This is a genomic window from Cupriavidus pauculus (assembly GCF_003854935.1).
Classification (GTDB): domain Bacteria; phylum Pseudomonadota; class Gammaproteobacteria; order Burkholderiales; family Burkholderiaceae; genus Cupriavidus; species Cupriavidus pauculus_C.
This window is the reverse complement of record NZ_CP033969.1, coordinates 1,227,201-1,245,090: the sequence shown is the minus strand read 5'-3', so window position 1 is coordinate 1,245,090 and position 17,890 is coordinate 1,227,201. Positions and strand designations below refer to the sequence as shown.

At 70.7% G+C, this 17,890-nt stretch carries 15 protein-coding genes; 6 read left to right on the top strand and 9 right to left on the bottom strand.

Annotation, left to right across the window (positions count from 1 at the left end):
• Positions 1–6: 6 nt before the first annotated feature.
• The 3 genes from trpC to EHF44_RS07430 are packed head-to-tail and all read left to right on the top strand — an operon-like array spanning position 7 to position 2,219.
• Complete coding sequence (gene trpC, locus EHF44_RS07440) at positions 7–810, top strand: indole-3-glycerol phosphate synthase TrpC (protein ID WP_124683151.1); 804 nt, start codon at positions 7–9, stop codon at positions 808–810.
• Between the two features lie 15 nt (positions 811–825).
• On the top strand, positions 826–1,449 hold the full coding sequence (locus tag EHF44_RS07435; RefSeq protein ID WP_124683150.1) for a CYTH domain-containing protein: 624 nt from the start codon (positions 826–828) through the stop codon (positions 1,447–1,449).
• Positions 1,449–2,219 carry a uracil-DNA glycosylase gene (locus EHF44_RS07430; RefSeq protein WP_124683149.1) on the top strand — a complete coding sequence of 257 codons (771 nt, stop codon included), beginning with the start codon at positions 1,449–1,451 and terminating at the stop codon, positions 2,217–2,219. The genes EHF44_RS07435 and EHF44_RS07430 overlap by 1 nt, the downstream gene beginning before the upstream one ends.
• On the opposite strand, the gene EHF44_RS07425 is transcribed toward EHF44_RS07430, so the two are convergent.
• Positions 2,216–2,503: an acylphosphatase gene (locus tag EHF44_RS07425; RefSeq protein ID WP_124683148.1), complete on the bottom strand. Its 288-nt coding sequence runs from the start codon at positions 2,501–2,503 to the stop codon at positions 2,216–2,218. The two genes, EHF44_RS07430 and EHF44_RS07425, sit on opposite strands and share 4 nt — an antisense overlap.
• 80 nt (positions 2,504–2,583) lie before the next feature.
• Here EHF44_RS07425 and EHF44_RS07420 point away from each other — a divergent pair, with 80 nt between their 5' ends.
• Positions 2,584–4,329, top strand: a complete 1,746-nt coding sequence (locus tag EHF44_RS07420) for an ABC transporter permease (RefSeq protein ID WP_124683147.1) — start codon at positions 2,584–2,586, stop codon at positions 4,327–4,329.
• Positions 4,330–4,339: 10 nt separating this feature from the next.
• Positions 4,340–5,671, top strand: coding sequence for an ABC transporter ATP-binding protein (locus EHF44_RS07415; RefSeq protein ID WP_253699994.1), 1,332 nt, complete (start codon positions 4,340–4,342; stop codon positions 5,669–5,671).
• A 646-nt stretch (positions 5,672–6,317) separates the two neighbouring features.
• On the opposite strand, the gene EHF44_RS07410 is transcribed toward EHF44_RS07415, so the two are convergent.
• From EHF44_RS07410 to EHF44_RS07390, 5 genes are all read right to left on the bottom strand, one after another.
• A complete protein-coding gene (locus EHF44_RS07410; protein WP_124683146.1) occupies positions 6,318–8,699 on the bottom strand; it encodes an FUSC family protein in 2,382 nt (793 codons plus the stop codon).
• Between the two features lie 70 nt (positions 8,700–8,769).
• Positions 8,770–10,584, bottom strand: coding sequence for a M61 family metallopeptidase (locus EHF44_RS07405; RefSeq protein WP_124683145.1), 1,815 nt, complete (start codon positions 10,582–10,584; stop codon positions 8,770–8,772).
• 64 nt (positions 10,585–10,648) lie between these two features.
• Complete coding sequence (gene acuI, locus EHF44_RS07400) at positions 10,649–11,653, bottom strand: acrylyl-CoA reductase (NADPH) (protein ID WP_124683144.1); 1,005 nt, start codon at positions 11,651–11,653, stop codon at positions 10,649–10,651.
• A 98-nt stretch (positions 11,654–11,751) separates the two neighbouring features.
• Positions 11,752–12,510, bottom strand: coding sequence for a DsbC family protein (locus tag EHF44_RS07395; protein ID WP_124683143.1), 759 nt, complete (start codon positions 12,508–12,510; stop codon positions 11,752–11,754).
• Positions 12,511–12,599: 89 nt separating this feature from the next.
• Entirely contained in the window at positions 12,600–13,862 is a 1,263-nt protein-coding gene (locus tag EHF44_RS07390; protein WP_124683142.1) for a UbiH/UbiF family hydroxylase, read from the bottom strand.
• 196 nt (positions 13,863–14,058) lie between these two features.
• On the opposite strand from EHF44_RS07390, the gene ychF reads away from it, so the two are divergent.
• Positions 14,059–15,150, top strand: a complete 1,092-nt coding sequence (ychF, locus tag EHF44_RS07385) for a redox-regulated ATPase YchF (RefSeq protein WP_124683141.1) — start codon at positions 14,059–14,061, stop codon at positions 15,148–15,150.
• Between the two features lie 81 nt (positions 15,151–15,231).
• Here ychF and EHF44_RS07380 read toward each other — a convergent pair whose 3' ends face one another.
• Genes EHF44_RS07380 through EHF44_RS07370 form a run of 3 tightly spaced genes read right to left on the bottom strand, consistent with a single transcriptional unit; the run spans position 15,232 to position 17,866 of the window.
• Positions 15,232–15,732 (bottom strand): GDYXXLXY domain-containing protein, encoded by a 501-nt coding sequence (locus EHF44_RS07380; RefSeq protein ID WP_124683140.1) that lies wholly within the window; start codon positions 15,730–15,732, stop codon positions 15,232–15,234.
• Positions 15,729–16,856 (bottom strand): DUF4401 domain-containing protein, encoded by a 1,128-nt coding sequence (locus EHF44_RS07375; protein ID WP_124683139.1) that lies wholly within the window; start codon positions 16,854–16,856, stop codon positions 15,729–15,731. Before EHF44_RS07375 ends, EHF44_RS07380 begins: the two co-directional genes overlap by 4 nt.
• A complete protein-coding gene (locus EHF44_RS07370) occupies positions 16,853–17,866 on the bottom strand; it encodes a DUF2157 domain-containing protein (protein WP_124683138.1) in 1,014 nt (337 codons plus the stop codon). The genes EHF44_RS07375 and EHF44_RS07370 overlap by 4 nt, the downstream gene beginning before the upstream one ends.
• Positions 17,867–17,890 lie beyond the last annotated feature (24 nt).

The following is a 17,890-nucleotide window of genomic DNA, read 5'->3' as shown; positions in this document are numbered from 1 at the left end:
ATCGCCATGTCAGACATTCTTGAGAAGATTCTGGCCGTCAAGGCCGACGAAGTGAACGCGGCGCGCAAGCAGCGCGACCTGCCCAGCCTGCGTGCCGAGGCCGAAAGCCTGCGCACCGAGCCCGGCCTGGCCCCGCGCGGCTTTGCCCAGGCGCTGCGCGCCAAGATCGCCGCCGGCCACGCCGGGGTGATCGCCGAGGTGAAGAAGGCGTCGCCGTCCAAGGGCGTGCTGCGCGAGCACTTCGTGCCGGAGGCCATCGCCGAGAGCTACGCGTCGCACGGCGCGGCCTGCCTGTCGGTGCTGACCGACGTCCATTTCTTCCAGGGCCATGCCGACTACCTGAAGCGCGCCCGCGCCGCCTGCGACCTGCCGGCGCTGCGCAAGGACTTCATGATGGACCTGTACCAGGTCTACGAGGCCCGCACCTGGGGCGCCGACTGCATCCTGCTGATCGTGGCCGCGCTGGACCACGGTCTGATGGCCGAGCTGGAAGCCTGCGCGCTGGAACTTGGCATGGACGTGCTCGTGGAAGTGCATGGCGCCGACGAACTGGACGCCGCGCTCAAGCTCAAGACGCCGCTGGTGGGCGTGAACAACCGCAACCTGCGCACCTTCGAGGTGTCGCTGGACAACACGCTGGACCTGCTGCCGCGCATGCCGGCCGACCGCCTGGTGGTGACCGAATCGGGCATCCTGGGCCCGGCCGACGTGCAGCGCATGCGCGACGCCAACGTCCACGCCTTCCTGGTGGGCGAGGCGTTCATGCGCGCGCCCGAGCCCGGCGTGGAACTGGCGCGCCTGTTCGGCTGACTGAAAGGAGCCGCCATGGCCAAGGAAATCGAACTGAAGCTGGCCGTGCCGGACGCCGCGCTGGCGGCCGTGGCCGCCTGGCTCGACGCCCATGGCGCGCCGCGCGGCGAGACCACGCTGCTGAACATCTACCTGGACACCCCGGCGCGCGACCTGGCCGCGGCCCGCTCGGCGCTGCGGCTGCGCCAGCGCGGCAACCAGTGGCTGCAGACGCTGAAGACGGCCGGCCGCAGCGCCGGCGGGCTGGCGGCGCGCCACGAGTGGGAGGTGGAAGTGGCGGGCGAAGCCATCGAGCTTGACCGCTTCGACGCCGATGCCCGCGCGGTGCTGGCGCCGCTGGCCGACCGCCTTGCGCCAGTGTTCCGGACCGATTTCGTGCGCCGCACGTGGATCGTCGAGCAGGACGGCGAGCGCATCGAGGCCGCGCTCGACACCGGCACGATCCGCGCGCCGGGCACGGCCCGCACCGAGCGCATCCAGGAACTCGAACTCGAATGGCTGCCCGGCAGCCACGCCGACGAAGCAGTGGCCGAAGCGGCCCTGCGCGCGTTTGCGGCACGCATCGGCCATGTGGCGCCGCTGCAACCCTCCGACCTCAGCAAGGCCGCGCGCGGCTACCGACTGACCCGCTTCGACTGATGCAATCCGACCTGTTCGCCACCGACACCGCCGGCACCGCTGCCGCCGCGCCCGCCATCGACTGCCTGCAAACCCAGGTCGACGCCCTGCCCGCCGCCTGGCGCACCCTGCTCCAGCCGTGCCTGGGCAACGCCGACTGGGCGTCGCTGTGCGACTTTGTCGATGGCGAGCGCGCCGCCGGCAAGCCGGTGTTTCCGCACGCGGTGTTCCACGCGCTGCACCTGACGCCGCCCGACGCGGTGCAGGTTGTCATCCTGGGTCAGGACCCGTACCACGGCACGGGCGTGGTCGGCGGCGTGGAGGTGCCGCAGGCGCACGGACTGGCGTTCTCGGTGCCGGACGGCGTCAGGGTGCCGCCAAGCCTGCGCAACATCTTCAAGGAAATCGGCGCCGAATACGGCGTGGCGCCGGTGCGCGCGTCGGGCAACCTGGAAGGCTGGGCGCGCCAGGGCGTGCTGCTGCTGAACACGGTGCTGACCGTCGAACAGGGCAGCGCCGCCAGCCACGCCCGGCGCGGCTGGGAGGCCGTGACCGACTGTCTGATCCACGCGCTGGCCATGTCGCGCCCGAACCTCGTCTTCATGCTTTGGGGCAGCCACGCCCAGGCCAAGCGCGCGCTGCTGGAGGGCCAGACCCACTGTGTGCTCGAAGCGCCGCATCCGTCGCCGCTGTCGGCGCATCGCGGCTTTCTTGGCTGCGGGCACTTCCGGGCGGCCAACGACTGGCTGGAACGCCACGGCCGGCCCGGCATCGACTGGCAACGGACCTAGGCCGTCGGGCGCCAGGCGAAGCTGTCGAACGTCTCGGGCGGCGCCGGCGCCATGTCGACCCGCGCCACCTGCGCGGCCGGCGGCCCTTGCTCCATCCACTGCCGCAGCGTCTCAAGGTGCTCGCGCGAGCCGGTGGCGATGACCTCCACCGTGCCATCCATCCGGTTGCGGACCCACCCCGTCAGGCCCAGCGCCATGGCCTTGTCGGCACACGCGCCCCGGTAGCCCACGCCCTGCACGCGGCCATGGGCCACGAGGCGCCAGGTTTCGGTCGAAGCTGTCATGGTTTTCCTCTCACCTAGGTAAACTACCTAGCCCGGTCGGGCGTTAGCACGTCAGCATACGACGACCGGGAGCCCGTGCCATGCCACCAACGCCAGACACCCGGCAAGCACCGGGCTACGCCGCGCCGCTGCTGACCGCGCCGCCGAACCGGTTCGACCTGGCGCTGCTGCCGATCATCCTGGCCGTCATCGTCACCGTGGCCTACGCCGCGCGGCAGATGGACGTGCCGTACCAGCCCGGCCAGGCGCTGGCCATCCACCTGGACCCGGCCTGGCTGCCCTACTACCTGATGCGCACCAGCATCCGCATGCTGGCCGCGCTGGCCGCGTCACTGGTGTTCTCGTTCGCGTTCGCGGCGCTGGCGTCGCGCAGCCGCACGGCCGAGAAGGTCATGGTGCCGGCGCTGGACATCCTCCAGTCGATCCCCGTCCTGGGCTTCCTGTCGATCACGGTCACCGGCTTCATCGCGCTGTTCCCGGGCAACCTGGCCGGCGTGGAATGCGCGGCCATTTTCGCCATCTTCACGTCGCAGGCGTGGAACATGGCGTTTAGCCTCTACCAGTCGTTCCGCACCATCCCGGGCGACCTGCTGGAAGCGGCCGCCATGTTCCGGCTGTCGCCATGGCAGCGCTTCTGGCGGCTGGAAGTACCGTACGCCATGCCGGGGCTGCTCTGGAACATGATGATGTCGATGTCGGGCGGCTGGTTCTTCGTCGTGGCGTCCGAGGCCATCTCGGTCTCCGGGCAGGACATCCGGCTGCCCGGCATCGGCTCGTACATCGCGCTTGCCATCCAGCAGCAGGACCTGGCGGCCATCGGCTGGGCGATCCTGGCGATGCTGGCCGGCATCGTGCTCTACGACCAGTTGCTGTTCCGCCCGCTGGTGGCGTGGGCGGAACGCTTCCGCTTCGACACGCTCGCGCAGGACGCCGTGCCGCAGTCGTGGCTGCTGGCCCTGCTGCGCCGCTCGGCGTGGGTGCACGCGCTGCTGGGCCACGCCGCCGCGCTGGCCGGCCGCACGCTGGCCTGGAGCGCCCGCCATCGCGGCACCGTGGCGCTGCCGGCCGCGCCGGCGCGCTGGGCGCCGTGGCCAGACCGCCTGCGCGACGCGCTGATCGTGGCCGTGGCGCTGGCCGCCCTCTATCGCGTGTTCCACTTCGTGCATGGCGAGGTGGGCTGGGCCGAGGCGGCCCACGTGCTCTGGCTCGGCACGCTGACCATGGCGCGCGTGATGGTGCTGATCGCGCTGGCCGCGCTGGTCTGGGTGCCGATCGGCATCCGCATCGGCCTGAACCCGGCCGCCGCGCGCGTGGCGCAGCCCATCGCCCAGTTCCTGGCCGCGTTTCCGGCCAACCTGATGTTCCCGCTGGCCGTGATGGCGATTGCCCGGTTCGGGCTGAACTCGGAAATCTGGCTCAGCCCGCTGATGATCCTGGGCACGCAGTGGTACATCCTGTTCAACGTGGTGGCCGGCGCGTCGGGCATCCCCATGGAACTGCGGCTGGCGGCGCGCAACATGGGGCTGCGCGGCTGGCTGCTGTGGCGGCGCTTTCTGGTGCCGGCCGTGTTCCCGAGCCTGCTGACCGGGCTGGTCACGGCGGCGGGCGGGTCGTGGAATGCCAGCATCGTGTCCGAATACGTGACCTGGGGCGACCGCACGCTGGTGGCAACGGGCCTGGGCAGCTACATCGCCGAGATGACCGCGCGCGGCGACTTTCCGCGCATCGCGCTGGGCATCGCCGTGATGGCGCTGTTCGTGGTGGGCTGCAACCGGCTGCTCTGGAACCGGCTCTATGACCTGGCGCAGTCGCGCACGCGGCTTTGAGGAAATGACGATGACACCGCAAGACACCACCCCGGTGATCGACCTGCGCGGCGTGGGCAAGATGTTCCGCACCGCCGACCATACCGACCGCGCCGTGCTGGAGGGCGTGGACCTGACGCTGCGCGCGGGCGAGATCGTGGCGATGCTGGGCAAGTCCGGCTCGGGCAAGTCCACGCTGCTGCGGATCATGGCCGGCCTGGTCGGCGCCGACCGTGGCGAGGTGCGCTTCCGGGGCCGGCCGCTGACCGGCACCGCCGAGGGCATCGCGATGGTGTTCCAGTCGTTCGCGCTGTTTCCGTGGCTGACGGTGCAGCAGAACGTGGAGCTGGGGCTGGAAGCGCAGGGCGTGGGCCGCGCCGAGCGCGCGCGCCGGGCAGAGTCGGCCATCGACATGATCGGCCTGTCGGGCTTCAACAGCGCGCTGCCACGCGAGCTGTCGGGCGGCATGCGCCAGCGCGTGGGCATTGCGCGGGCGCTGGTGACCGAGCCGGACCTGCTGCTGATGGACGAGGCGTTCTCCGCGCTGGACGTGCTGACCGGCGAGACGCTGCGCGACGAGATGCTGGCCCTGTGGGAGTCGGGCCGCGCCAACATCCGCAGCATCCTGATCGTGTCGCACAACATCGAGGAAGCCGTGATGATGGCCGACCGGATCGTGATCCTGTCCAGCGACCCGGGCCGCGTGCGCGCCGAGGTGCCCGTGCCGTTCCCGCGCCCGCGCAACCGCGACGACCCGCAGGTGCGGGCGCTGGTGGACGAGGTCTACGCGCTGATGACATCGCCGGCCGCACTGGGCCCGCGCGTGCCCGCCATGGCCGCCGCGCAGCAGATTGGCTACCGGCTGCCCGACGCCGACATCGGCCAGATGGAAGCCGTGCTGGACCTGCTGCACGAATCCCCGTTCTTCGGCCGCGCCGACCTGCCCCACCTGGCCAGCGAGGCGGGCCTGACCGACGACGACCTGCTGCCCGCCTGCGAGGCCATGCAGCTGCTGGGCCTGGCCCAGATCGCCGGCGGCGACATCTCCGCCACGCCGCTGGGCCGCCGCTACTACGAGACCGCGCCGCCCGAACGCAAGGTCCTGTTCGGCCACCAGCTCCTGACCCACATCGCCCTGTCCGCCCAGATCCGCCGCGAACTGGAGCGCAGCCCCGACGGCGAAATCGGCGAGGAAGCGATCCTGCGCGAACTGGAAGCCTTCCTGAAACCGGACGAAGCCACCCGCGTGCTCAAGATCGCCATCGACTGGGGACGCTATGGCGAGGTGTACGGGTACTCGTTTCACAGCGGCATGCTGACGCTGCCGGAGGGGATGGAGGCGGGTGACGGTTTGTTCCGCTAAAGCTTGCGATGGCTCAGGCGGCCCTGCTGGTTTGCTTCCCTCTCCCGCCTGCGGGAGAGGGGTTGGGGGTGAGGGCCGGCGGCTCTAATTGCGACGTAGTCGGCAAGCAGATCCTCAACGCCCTCTCCCCCAGCCCCTCTCCCACGTTGTGGGAGAGGGGAGCGAAAACCGTGCGATGGCTCAGGCGTCGCTGCTGGTTTGCTCCGCCAAACCGTGCGATGGCTCAGGCGTCCGCGCTGGTTTTCTCCCCTCTCCCGCTTGCGGGAGAGGGGTCGGGGGAGAGGGCCGGCGGCTCTAATTGCGACCTGGTCGGCAAGCAGATCCTCAACGCCCTCACCCCCAGCCCCTCTCCCACCTTGTGGGAGAGGGGAGCGAAAACCGTGCGATGGCTCAGGCGTCGCTGCTGGTTTGCTCCGCCAAACCGAGCGATGGCTCAGGCGGCCCTGCTGGTTTTCTCCCCTCTCCCGCTTGCGGGAGAGGGGTTGGGGGTGAGGGCCGGCGGCTCTAATTGCGACGTAGTCGGCAAGCAGATCCTCAACGCCCTCTCCCCCAGCCCCTCTCCCACGTTGTGGGAGAGGGGAGCGAAAACCGAGCGATGGGTCAGGCGTCCCGCTGGATTGCAAACCCCCAGCCAATCCGTACGCCATCACCCCTTCAACGGCATCCGCACGGCCCGTCCGATTGCCCCGGTGCGCAGCGCGATCTTGGCTGCGTCTTCGCGTAGCGCGCGCAGGCGCCTTTCCAGCAGGGCGTTGGCGGGGCGGCCCGAGGCGCTGGCCGACGTGGCGGCGTGCTGGTCCTGCGATTTCTGCAGCGGTTCGTTGGCGCCGATCTCGCCGGCGGCGGCGGCCTGGGCCAGGACGTCGGCCTTGCGGCGGTCGGCCGAGTCGGCGATGCGGGCGCGGCGTTCGCTGGCGTCCTCTTCGGCTGGCGCGGTTGCCTCGGGCTTTTCCGCCGTGGCCGGCTCGGGGGCCAGTTCCACGCCCGCCACGGCGGCTTCCACCGGGGTGCGGATGAAGCCTGCCCCGCGCGGGCCGTGGCGCTCCTCGCCGGCCAGGCGTTCGCTGGCCAGCGTCAGCGAGCGCAGCGCGGCGTCGGTGGCCTGGTCGATGGCGGCCTCGGCTGCGGGCACATCCAGCTCGCCGTAGTGCTGCCGCACCTGGATGCGCGCGGCGGCCACGTGGGCGGCCACCAGGTAGTTCTGGACGATGAAGCGGCTCAGGTTGTCCACGGCGCGGTGCCGGCTGCGCGGTTCGTCGAGCATGCGCTGGAACGACCCGATCAGCGCCGACAGGTTGTCCATGAACTGCTTGCGCTGCACGCGGTAGGCAAAGTCGTCCGATGCCTTGCGCGTCAGCAGGTCGCGCGTGGCGGCGATGTAGCGGCGGTTGGCCTGCAGCACGTTCTCCACCAGCTTGGGGATCGACCGGTACTCCCAGCTCGGCAGCACGAAGCTGAAGATCGACGCGATGATGCCGCCGATGACCGTGTCCACCAGCCGCTCGCCCACCACGGTCTGGCTGCCCGGGATCAGCAGGTTAATCTGGATCAGCACCTGGACGCACGCGGCGATGGCCGTGTAGCGGTACTTGATGGTCACGAACGCGGCGCTGGCCACCAGCGCCAGGTACAGGATGGCGATCAGCGCCAGCGGCTCGTGCACCCAGCGCAGGATGCCCACGCTGATGATGCAGCCGATCAGCGTGCCGATCAGGCGGTCGTTGTAGCGCTGCTTGGTCATGCTGAAGTTCGGCTTCAGGATCACGACGATGGTCAGCAGGATCCAGTAGCTGTGCGACGCATACGGCAGGCGGTCGCCGATCCAGAGCCCCACGGCCACGGCCAGCGTGATCCGCAGCGCGAAGCGGAACGCCGGCGAGCGCCAGTGCAGGTTGTCGCGCACCACGGCGAACTCGTACTTCTGGCGCGTCAGGAACGGCGTCATGTCCGATCCGGGCAGCACCTTGGCCGGCTCCACCGGCGTGCGCGACGCCTCGTGCAACTGGCCGACCAGCGTGATGGCGCCGCGGATCATCTCCAGCGTGTCGCGCAGCGCGTTCATGGCCGCCGGCGAGACGTGATGGTGGCGAAGCAGGTCGATCTCGTCCTCCACCTTCTTCAGGTCGGGCCGGTAGTCGAACGCGCTGTACGACGGCCTGCCGCGCGTCACGTCGTAGGCAATCTCCTCCAGGTCCTTGCCCAGGCCCAGCACCAGCCGGCGCAGGCCGTCCAGCACCGGCGTGCCGCCGAACGTCTGGCGCAGCAGCGCGTACTCGGTGTTGGTCGACAGCAGGTATTCGTAGAGGTCCAGCATGCGCAGGTGCACCTGCACCAGCAGGCCGTCGTGCGGGGTCTTGCTGCCGCGCAGCACCATGTCGCGGGCGGCCTGCTGGCGCTCGGCCACCACGATCTGCTGGCGCACCAGCCGGTTGAACTGCTCGTCGTAGTCGGTGCCGGCGTCGTAGAAGGCGGCCTTGATCTCCAGGTAGCCGGCCATCTCGTAGAGCGATTCGGCCAGGATCTGCTGCCGCGTGCGGCGCTCCATCAGCCAGCTCACGGCCATCGCGTAGACCAGGTAGCCGAACGCGCCGATGCCGAACAGCGCGGCGTGCGACAGCGCCTTGCGCACCACGAATTCCTCGTTGATCGTCAGTGTCATGACGAACAGCATCGAGAACTGCAGCGGCATGGTCTTGTTGCCATAGACCGTCATCATGCCGGCCAGGAACGTGACCAGCACCAGCACGAACGGCTGCACCTGCGGGAACGGCGTGGCCAGCGCCACGATGGCCGTGACGGCGGTGCACAGCAGCACGCTCGCCAGCATCTCGTTGAACTTGTGCGGCAGCGGGCTCGGCAGGTCCATCAGGCTCGTGCACAGCGCGCCCACGGACACCACCATGGCGCTGGGCAGGTCCATGAACGGCATGGCCAGCAGCGTCAGGCCGATCACGCCCGTGGCCGAGCGCAGGCCACGGTAGATGTAGTGCGAAAACAGGAATGTGCGGGGGTCGTGCGCGTATTCCATGGGGCGATGGGGGCGGGTGGAGAGGCAGCGGCGCCGTCGCCATCATGGCCACGGCGCGGTGACGGGGCGGCTACTGGCCGAGCCAGCGCGCCCGCCCGGCATGCCTGCCGGCCTCGACCTTGACCTTGTACTGCGTGGCCGGTTCGCGCGCCAGCGTCACGGGCAGCACCTGCAGTTCGTCGCGGCGGAACACGTGCAGCTCGGCCCGGTCGCCGGGGCGGTAGCGCGCCAGCAGCTTGTCGAGCTGCCCCGGCGCCACGCGCAGGCCGTCCACGGCGGCGATCAGGTCGCCGGCCGACAGCCCCGCGCGCTGCCCGGCCCCGCCGTCCAGCACCTGGCTCACGCGTACCCAGCCATCGTCGCCACGGGTCTTGATGCCCAGCGCGGCGGCGCCGTTCGGCTTCTGCGGCTCGGCCACCAGCCCCACGCCGCGGAACAGCGCCGGCAGGCCGATCTCGCCCGTGCCCTCGGTCAGCGCGCGCAGCAGGCCGCCCAGCTTCAGGCCGCTGACCTCGTCGATCAGCGCGTACACCTCGGCCTCGGTCACGCCCCGCTGCGTGGCGCCCGGCGCGTAGAAGTCGCGCCCGTAGCGCTGCCATAGCGCGCGCATGACGTCGTCCAGCGAGCGGCGGCCGCGGGTCTTCTCGCGGATGGTCAGGTCCAGCGCCAGCGCCACCAGCGACCCCTTGGTGTAATAGCTGACGATGGCGTTCGGCGCGTTCTCGTCCTGGCGGTAGTACTTGGTCCAGGCATCGAACGCGCTGTCGGCCACGCTCTGCTTGGTGCGGCCCGTGCCGCGCAGCACCCCGTTCCAGGTCTTGGCCAGCATGTCGACGTACTGCTGCTCGGTGACCAGCCCGGTGCGCACCAGGATCAGGTCGTCGTAGTAGCTGGTGAAGCCCTCGAACAGCCACAGCAGCGGCGTGTAGCTTTCCGCCTCCAGCCGGTACGGCACGAACGCGGCCGGCTTGATGCGCTTGACGTTCCAGGTGTGGAAATACTCGTGGCTGCACAGGCCCAGGAACGTGCGGTAGCCCTCGCTGGTCTCGGCGTTGCCGCGCACGGGCAGGTCGCTGCGCGCGCACATCAGCGCGGTGCTGGCACGGTGTTCCAGCCCGCCGTAGCCGTCGGTCGTGACCATCGTCATGAAGACGTAGCGGCGGTTGCTGTCCAGGAACGGCGCGCGGGCCGAGCGGGGCTCGAACAGCCGGATCTGCGCCTCGCAGATGCGCTTGAGGTCGCGGCAGATGCGCGGCATGTCGAGCTGCGGCACGCGGCCCGTGAACACCACGTCGTGCTGCACGCCGCAGGCGCGGAAGCTGCCCAGCGCGAACGTGCCCATTTCCACGGGATGGTCGATCAGCTCGTCGTAGTCGCTGGCCTGGTAGCGGCCAAAGCCGTAGCGGCGCGCGCCGCCGGGGCCGCGCGCCTCGGGCAGCGCCGTGGCCACGCGCCAGCCGGCATAGGCGTCGCCGGCCGGCGGGTGGATATCGATCAGGCACGGCCGGTCGTCCTGCCCCACCACGCGCAGGAACACCGAGCTGCCGTTGAAGAAGCCGTGCGTGGTGTCCAGGTGCGCGCTGCGCACGGACAGGTCCCAGGCATAGACCTCGTAGCTCAGTGTCAGCGGGCCGGCGTCGGCCGGCAACGGCGCGGCCAGCCAGGTCTGCTTGTCCAGCTTGGTCAGCGGCACGCGCACGCGGCCGGCATCGGCGCGGATGCGGACGATATTGCGTGCGAAATCTCTGATCATGTAGCTGCCCGGGATCCACGCGGGCAGCGTGAAGACCTGGCCGGCCGGGTCGGGGACGTCCACCGTCACGGTCACGGCGAACAGGTGGGCTTCCGGTTGAAGCGGGGCGATGGCGTAGCGGATCGGCGTCATGGTCTCGATTGTAGCGTCACGCCCCGGGGCGCCCGGGGACGGGCGGTGCGGCCGGCCGCCGGGGTCAGCCGTTCACGTCGACGACCACGCGGCCGCGCATGCCCCCTTCCACGATGCGCCGGCCGGCGTCGATGGCATCGGCCAGCCGGATCTCCTGCGTGATGGCCTGCAGCCGGTCTGGCGCCAGGTCCTGCGCCAGCCGCTTCCAGGCCGTCTCGCGCAGCGGCATCGCGGCCATCACGCTGTCGATGCCGGCCAGCGTCACGCCGCGCAGGATGAACGGCGCCACCGACGCCGGGAAATCCATGCCCTGCGCCAGCCCGCACGCCGTGACCACGCCGCCGTAGCGCACCTGGGCGCAGGCGTTGACCAGCGTGTGGGAGCCGACCGAATCCACCACGGCGGCCCAGCGTTCCTTCTGCAGCGGCTTGCCCGGCGCGCCCAGTTCGGCGCGGTCAATCACGTCGGCCGCGCCCAGCGCGCGCAGGAAGTCGGCCTCGGCCGTCTTGCCCGTGGACGCCGTCACGCGGTAGCCCAGCTTGGACAGGATGGCGATGGCCACCGACCCCACGCCGCCCGACGCGCCGGTCACCAGCACATCGCCATCGCCGGGCCGCACCGGACCGTTCACGCCGCCGCGCTCCAGCGCCAGCACCGACAGCATGGCCGTGTAGCCAGCCGTGCCGATCGCCATGGCCTGCCGCGTCGTGAACGCATCGGGCACCTTGACCAGCCATTCGCCCTTGAGCCGCGCGCGCTGCGCCAGGCAGCCCCAGTGCGTCTCGCCCACGCCGTGGCCGTTCAGCACCACGCGGTCGCCGGTCTTCCAGCGCGGGTCGCTGGAATCGAGCACGGTGCCCGCGCCGTCGATGCCGGCCACCATCGGCCACTTGCGCACCACCGGCGAGCGGCCCGTGATGGCCAGCCCGTCCTTGAAGTTGATCGTCGAATAGTCCACGGCCACCAGCACGTTGCCGTCGGCGGGCAACTGGCTCTCGTCGAGCTGGGCGATCTGCGCCTGCGTGGATTTGTCGTCGGCCTGGGTCAGCAGCAGCGCCTGGAAGGTCATGATGGGGTGTCTCCCGATTGTCGTAGGTCGATCCGGACATGCAAAACGGCCGGACTGGGCCGGCCGTTCGCGTCAGCCGGCGGGGTCCGGCGTCGTCGTTATTTCTTGAGACTGGCGAGCTTGCGTTCCAGCGTAGCGGCGTCCGCCGCGCCCGGAATCCGCGTGCCGTCGGTAAAGAAGACGGCCGGCGTGCCCGTGATGTTCAGGCTCTGGCCCAGCGCCAGGTTCTCGTCCACCGGCGTCTTGCAGCTGCCGTTGCCGGTCAGCGCAGTGTGGTTGAGCATCCAGTCGCGCCACGCCTTGGTGCGGTCGGTGGCGCACCAGACCTGCCTGGACTTGACCGCCGAGTCCGGCGACAGCACCGGGTACAGGAAGGTGTAGACCGTGATGTTGTCCATTTGCTGGAACGTCTGCTCGATCTTCTTGCAGTAGCCGCAGTTCGGGTCCGAGAACACCGCCACGGTGCGGCTGCCGTCGCCCTTGGTCCACTTGATGGCGCGCGACAGCGGCAGGTCCGACCACTTGATCTTGTTGATCTCGGCCAGCCGTTCCTCGGTCAGGTTGGTGTTCGTCCTGGTGTCGATCAGCTCGCCATTGAGGATGTAGCGGCCCGTGGCATCGGTGTAGACGAGCTGGCCGCCGACGTTGACCTCGTACAGCCCCGGCACCGGCGCCTTGGTCACGCTCTTCACCTCGGCGCGGCCGCCCAGCATGCGCTGGATCGACGCCTTGATCTTGTCCGTGCCCGGCTCGTCCGCGGCCAGCGCGTGCAGGGCGTAGCCGGCGGCGCCCAGGCCGCCGACGCAGGCGACGATCGCGGCAAGGCGGGCGGGTCGGCGGCGGAACAGTTGCAACATATTGACTCCAGGTAGCGGTTTGCCGGTCAGTGTGCCGGCGGCGATGTCATCGGTAAATCGTGGAACGCGCAATTGTGGGCATCGGCGGCCTAACCCAGCGCGCGGCTGATCAGCAGCCGCTTGAGCAGCCCCTGGCCGCCCACGGCGCGTATGCCGAGGTTGCGCACCATGCGGGCCGGCGTGCCCGGCAGCGAGAACAGCCGGTGCAGGCCGTCCGTGGCGGCCGTCAGCGACAGCAGGTCGGTGGCGCGCGCGCGCTCGTAGCGGCGCAGCAGCCGCAGGTCGCCCTCGTGGCGGAACGGCTCCTTGTCGGCCATCACGCGGCCCAGCTCCACCACGTCGCGCAGGCCCAGGTTCATGCCCTGCCCGGCCAGCGGATGCACGACGTGCGCCGCGTCGCCCACCAGCGCCACGTGCGGCTGGGCGAAGTGATCGGCCCGTTGCAGCACCAGCGGAAAGCCCTGCGCCGGCGTGATGCAGCGCAGGGCGCCGAAGCGGGCGCCCACGGCGCCGCTGGCCACCTGCGCCACCGTGGCGGCCAGCGCCTCGGGCGTCAGCGCCAGCAGGTCGCGGGCGTGGGCCTCGTCGGCGGACCAGACCATCGACACGCGGTTGCCGGGCAGCGGCAGCATGGCCAGGATCTCGCCGTTGGCGGGTTCCTCGTCGGCCATCAGCTTTTCCGGGGCGCCCAGGAACCACTGCCAGGCGGTTTCCTGGTGCGGCAGTTCGCAGCGGAAGTTGGCCACCACGCCAAGCTGGCGGTAGCGCCGCTGGGTGGTGCCGATATGGCACTGCTGGCGCACCCAGGACCGCGCCCCGTCGGCGCCGACCAGGCAGCTGGCGCGCACGCGGCGGCCATCGGCCAGCGTCAGCGTCACGCCGTCGAGGTCGCGGTCGAGCCGTTCGGCGGTGTCGTCGAACCACGTCACCTGGTGCTGGAAGCGCAGGGCGGTGTCCAGCACCCGCTCGACATGCCCCGATTCGACGATCCAGGCCAGTTGCGGCACGGCGGCGGCGTAGGCCGAGAAATGGAGGTCGCCATCGGGCGAGGGGTCTGACTCCGACGCGCTTTGGTCGCCGAACACGCGCATGTCGCGCACCGGCTGCACGCGGGCGGGGTCCAGCGCCTCCCACACGCGCAGGCGGTCCAGCAGGGCCTGCGAGCTGGCGGAGAAGGCGTAGATGCGGCTGTCCCAGTCGTCGTCGCCGGTGCGGGCGGTGTCGGCGGCGGGCCGGGGCGCCACCAGCGCCACCTGCATGCCCTGCTGCGCTAACAGCAGCGCGCAGGCCTTGCCGACAATGCCACCGCCGACCACGGCGATCTGGAAGCGGGAGGAAGGATTCGACGACATCAATATGGCGGCGTCGCTTGGGCGACGGCGCGGCGGGTGCGGATGGCTGGATTATAGCGACGTGACCGCGGCGGCATCGGCCGCGCTGCCCCCGGGCCTTCGGGGGCCCCGGCCGGGCGCGCCGGCGTGCATCGCGGCCTCGGCCGGCGCCGCCCATCCGCTAGAATACGGGTTTCGCCATTTCCCGCCTGACACCATGAGCCTCAAATGCGGCATCGTCGGCCTGCCCAACGTCGGCAAGTCCACGCTGTTCAATGCCCTGACGAAAGCCGGCATCGCCGCCGAAAACTATCCGTTCTGCACCATCGAGCCCAACGTGGGCGTGGTGGAAGTGCCGGATCCGAGGCTTGCCAGGCTGGCCGAGATCGTCAAGCCCGAGCGCATCCTGCCGGCGACGGTCGAGTTCGTCGACATCGCGGGCCTGGTGGCCGGCGCGTCCAAGGGCGAAGGGCTGGGCAACCAGTTCCTGGCCAACATCCGCGAGACCGACGCCATCACGCACGTGGTGCGCTGCTTCGAGGATGACAATGTGATCCACGTGGCCGGCAAGGTCGACCCGCTGTCCGACATCGAGGTCATCAACACCGAACTGGCGCTGGCCGACCTGGCCACCGTCGAGAAGGCGCTGGCCCGCTACATCAAGCCGGCCCGCGCCGGCGACAAAGAATCCCAGCGCCTGGTGGCCGTGCTGGAAAAGGCACAGTCGGTGCTGGACCAGGCCAAGGCCGTGCGCACGCTGGACCTGGCACCCGAGGAATGGGACGCCCTGCGCCCGTTCTGCCTGATCACCGCCAAGCCGACGATGTACGTGGCCAACGTGCGCGAGGACGGCTTCGAGAACAACCCGCACCTGGACGCCGTGCGCGAGCACGCCAAGACCACCGGCTCGCCCGTGGTGGCCGTCTGCGCCGCCATCGAGGCCGAGATCGCCGACCTGGACGACGCCGACAAGGCCGAATTCCTGGCCGACCTGGGCATGGAAGAGCCGGGCCTGGACCGCGTGATCCGCGCCGGCTTCAAGCTGCTGGGCCTGCAGACGTACTTCACGGCCGGCGTGAAGGAAGTGCGCGCCTGGACCATCCACGTGGGCGACACCGCCCCGAAGGCGGCCGGCGTGATCCACACCGACTTCGAACGCGGCTTCATCCGCGCCCAGACCATCGCCTACGACGACTACATCCAGTACAAGGGCGAGAACGGCGCCAAGGAAGCCGGCAAGATGCGCGCCGAAGGCAAGGAATACGTCGTGCACGACGGCGACGTGATGAACTTCCTGTTCAACGTCTGATCCGCGCCGCACTCCGCGCCAGCAAGAATGCCCGGTCTTCCCGGGCATTTTTCTTTTGCGTCGCGCCGGCGGCCGGCGCGCCTACATCGGCGCCAGCCGCTCGTCCCGCATTCCCACCAGCAGCGCCTGGCCGCTGGCGTCCACGCGGAATTCGCCAAAGCGGGCGCGGGCGTAGCGGTCGGCCTGGCCTTCCTGGAAGAACCACGCATCGGTCGATACCTGCACGCCGTTGCCGCCCCAGCGCGTGGGCACGTTCTGCACGCGCAGCAGCAGTTCGCCGGGCGCCAGCGGCTCGCCCTTGTCCAGCCGGACGAAGTGGCCCTCCTGGCGGTCGTCGCGGCGGATCACGATGCGTTCCTCGCGCGCCAGCCGGGTCTGTTCGGAGCCGTGTGCCACGCGCACCGCGTCGGCCACCGAGAAGTGGAGCGCCATGTAGTCGCCCTGCATCAGCGAGCGCGGGTCCACCGGCGCCAGCCGCAGGTAGACCACCTCGCCGCGCGCGATCAGGCGTTCCTTGCCGACGATGCCAGCCAGCGCCACGCCCATGGCCAGCAGCCATCCGACGATGATCCAGCGTTTCATGCGGCGGTCTCCTTGCGCGGCAGGCGGGCCAGCACGGCCCGGGCGGCCAGCAGCAGCGCCCCGGCCGCCGCCAGCGTGATGGACTTGGCCAGCAGCGTCCAGTGCAGCGTGCCGTAGTACCAGGCAAAGCCGATCAGCACCGTGGCGATGGCCAGGCCGAGCCAGGGCCGGGACCCGCGCCGCAACGCCAGGGCCAGCGCCAGCACCCCGGCCGTGACGGCCGGCGCGTACACCATCAGCGCGCTGAACGCGATGGCCAGCCCCAGCAGCGCGGCGCACAGCGGCGGCGCGCAGGCCAGCCGCTTGCATTCGATCAATACCAGCGACACGAGCACGGCGCCCAGCAGCGCGCCAGCCAGCCACGCGCCGTGGCCGCGCCAGACCGTGCTGGTGCCGAACAGCAGATCGGCCGGATGCGCGAGCCCGGTGACCACCAGTGCGGCGGCCAGCGCGCCCAGCAGCGTGGCGTCGGCGGCCGGTTCCCAGAGGTCGTGGGGGCCGCGCGCCGCGATGGCGTCCTCGCGCAGCACGAACGCCAGCACCAGCGCGAACGCGGCGGCCGACAGCGGCGCCAGCGCAATCGGCACCGCCGTCCAGCGCGGCGCGACGACGTCGCCCAGCCCGATGCACGCGGCCACGGCCAGCGCCACCCAGGCCCCCAGCGCGGCCAGAAAGCGGTGCAGCCGGTCCGGCACGGCCGCGAACAGCACCGCCTCGAACACGGCGATGCCGAGCCAGAACGGCGCCACCTGCAGGAAGCTGTGAAAGCCGATGGCCTCGCCCACGCCGGCAATCGCCAGGCCCTGCCCGCCCAGGCTCAGCGCCAGCGCGAACTGTCCCAGCGCAATGCGGCCGCCGTCGCGCGCGGTCAGGCGGTACAGCACGATGGCGATGCCGATCATCACCAGCCCGGTGATGGCCATGGCCGGCCCGTTCCCGCGCGCGGCGGCAAACACGGTGCCGATCAGGAACATCTGGAAGAACAGCGCGCCCAGCCAGCCCGCGCCGCCCATCAGCAGGCGGATGGGCCACGGCGTGCGCAGCGTCGGCGTGAAATCGCCCTGCACCGCGCCGCGCGCGGCCAGCCGCTGCCAGAGCGAGCGTTCGATCTGGTCCGGATTCATGCCGCGCTCCCCGACATCGACCGCCACGCGCGCAGCAGCCAGGTGGCCGCCGCCACGGCCAGCCCGATGGTCAGCAGGGCCAGCAGCAGGAAGGTGCCAAAGTCCCCATGCAGATCAGCCAGCCAGCGCCCGGCCGCCGTGACGACCACGCCGATGCCGGTCAGGCAGGCCAGGCTCAGCACCACGATATCGAACGCGCGCCAGCGGAACCACGCGCCCAGGCCCGCCAGCGCCACGCAACTGGCCAGCAGCACCGGCACGCTGGGCTGCGACGTCAGCACGCTCATCACGCCCAGCCAGCCCGCGTAGCCGCAGGCCATCAGGCCGATCAGCCGCGGCCCGGCCACGCCGGCAAAGCCCCAGCGGCCCGCGCGCGCGGCCAGCACATACCACGCCGCAAGCTGGACGATCGACATCGCCAGCAGGAACAGCACCGTCGCGCGCGCATCCCGGCCCGAGAACAGCAGGTCCAGCATGCCGCCGATGCCAAGCTGCACGCTGCAGTAACGCAGCAGCGCCACGTTGCCGACGACCAGCACGATCCACCAGTGCGGCGCCGCGCGCGCCGCCAGCGCCCACGGCACCGCCAGCAGCGTCCACAGCGCGAAGAGCTGCCACGCATCGGCGCCGGTCTGGTAGGTCTGGCCGATCACGGCCATCAGCACGCCGGACACGATCTGCGCGCCGGCCAGCGCGGCGCGCCCGATGGCGTCGCCCGCCGGCCGCAGCAGCGCCAGCGCCGCCAGCCCCGTCAGCAGACCGCCGACGAGGCCGAATTTCGTGAACTTGTGCAGGGCCGTCCAGTTGAAGGCGAAGAAGACGATCACGCCGGCGCAGAGCAGCGCCGTGCCGAGGATCAGCAGCGCGCGGTCCAGCCAGTGGTGCCAGTGCGCGCGCCCCGGCAGCGTGGGGGCCCAGGCGGCCAGCAGGTCGTCGGCGCCGAGCCGGCCCCGGCTGCGCCAGTCGGCCAGCGCCTGCTGGATGGTGCGGCGAGAAGTGAAGGTGTCCAACCAGCGTTCCCCCGGGGTAATCGG

Coding starts and splice junctions, on each gene's coding strand:
- acuI (WP_124683144.1), bottom strand. CDS start 11,653: ATGACCTTCCAGGCGCTGCTGCTGACCCAGGCCGACGACAAATCCACG.
- ychF (WP_124683141.1), top strand. CDS start 14,059: ATGAGCCTCAAATGCGGCATCGTCGGCCTGCCCAACGTCGGCAAGTCC.
- EHF44_RS07420 (WP_124683147.1), top strand. CDS start 2,584: ATGCCACCAACGCCAGACACCCGGCAAGCACCGGGCTACGCCGCGCCG.
- EHF44_RS07390 (WP_124683142.1), bottom strand. CDS start 13,862: ATGTCGTCGAATCCTTCCTCCCGCTTCCAGATCGCCGTGGTCGGCGGT.
- EHF44_RS07375 (WP_124683139.1), bottom strand. CDS start 16,856: ATGAATCCGGACCAGATCGAACGCTCGCTCTGGCAGCGGCTGGCCGCG.
- EHF44_RS07405 (WP_124683145.1), bottom strand. CDS start 10,584: ATGACGCCGATCCGCTACGCCATCGCCCCGCTTCAACCGGAAGCCCAC.
- trpC (WP_124683151.1), top strand. CDS start 7: ATGTCAGACATTCTTGAGAAGATTCTGGCCGTCAAGGCCGACGAAGTG.
- EHF44_RS07395 (WP_124683143.1), bottom strand. CDS start 12,510: ATGTTGCAACTGTTCCGCCGCCGACCCGCCCGCCTTGCCGCGATCGTC.
- EHF44_RS07380 (WP_124683140.1), bottom strand. CDS start 15,732: ATGAAACGCTGGATCATCGTCGGATGGCTGCTGGCCATGGGCGTGGCG.
- EHF44_RS07410 (WP_124683146.1), bottom strand. CDS start 8,699: ATGGAATACGCGCACGACCCCCGCACATTCCTGTTTTCGCACTACATC.
- EHF44_RS07430 (WP_124683149.1), top strand. CDS start 1,449: ATGCAATCCGACCTGTTCGCCACCGACACCGCCGGCACCGCTGCCGCC.
- EHF44_RS07415 (WP_253699994.1), top strand. CDS start 4,340: ATGACACCGCAAGACACCACCCCGGTGATCGACCTGCGCGGCGTGGGC.
- EHF44_RS07425 (WP_124683148.1), bottom strand. CDS start 2,503: ATGACAGCTTCGACCGAAACCTGGCGCCTCGTGGCCCATGGCCGCGTG.
- EHF44_RS07435 (WP_124683150.1), top strand. CDS start 826: ATGGCCAAGGAAATCGAACTGAAGCTGGCCGTGCCGGACGCCGCGCTG.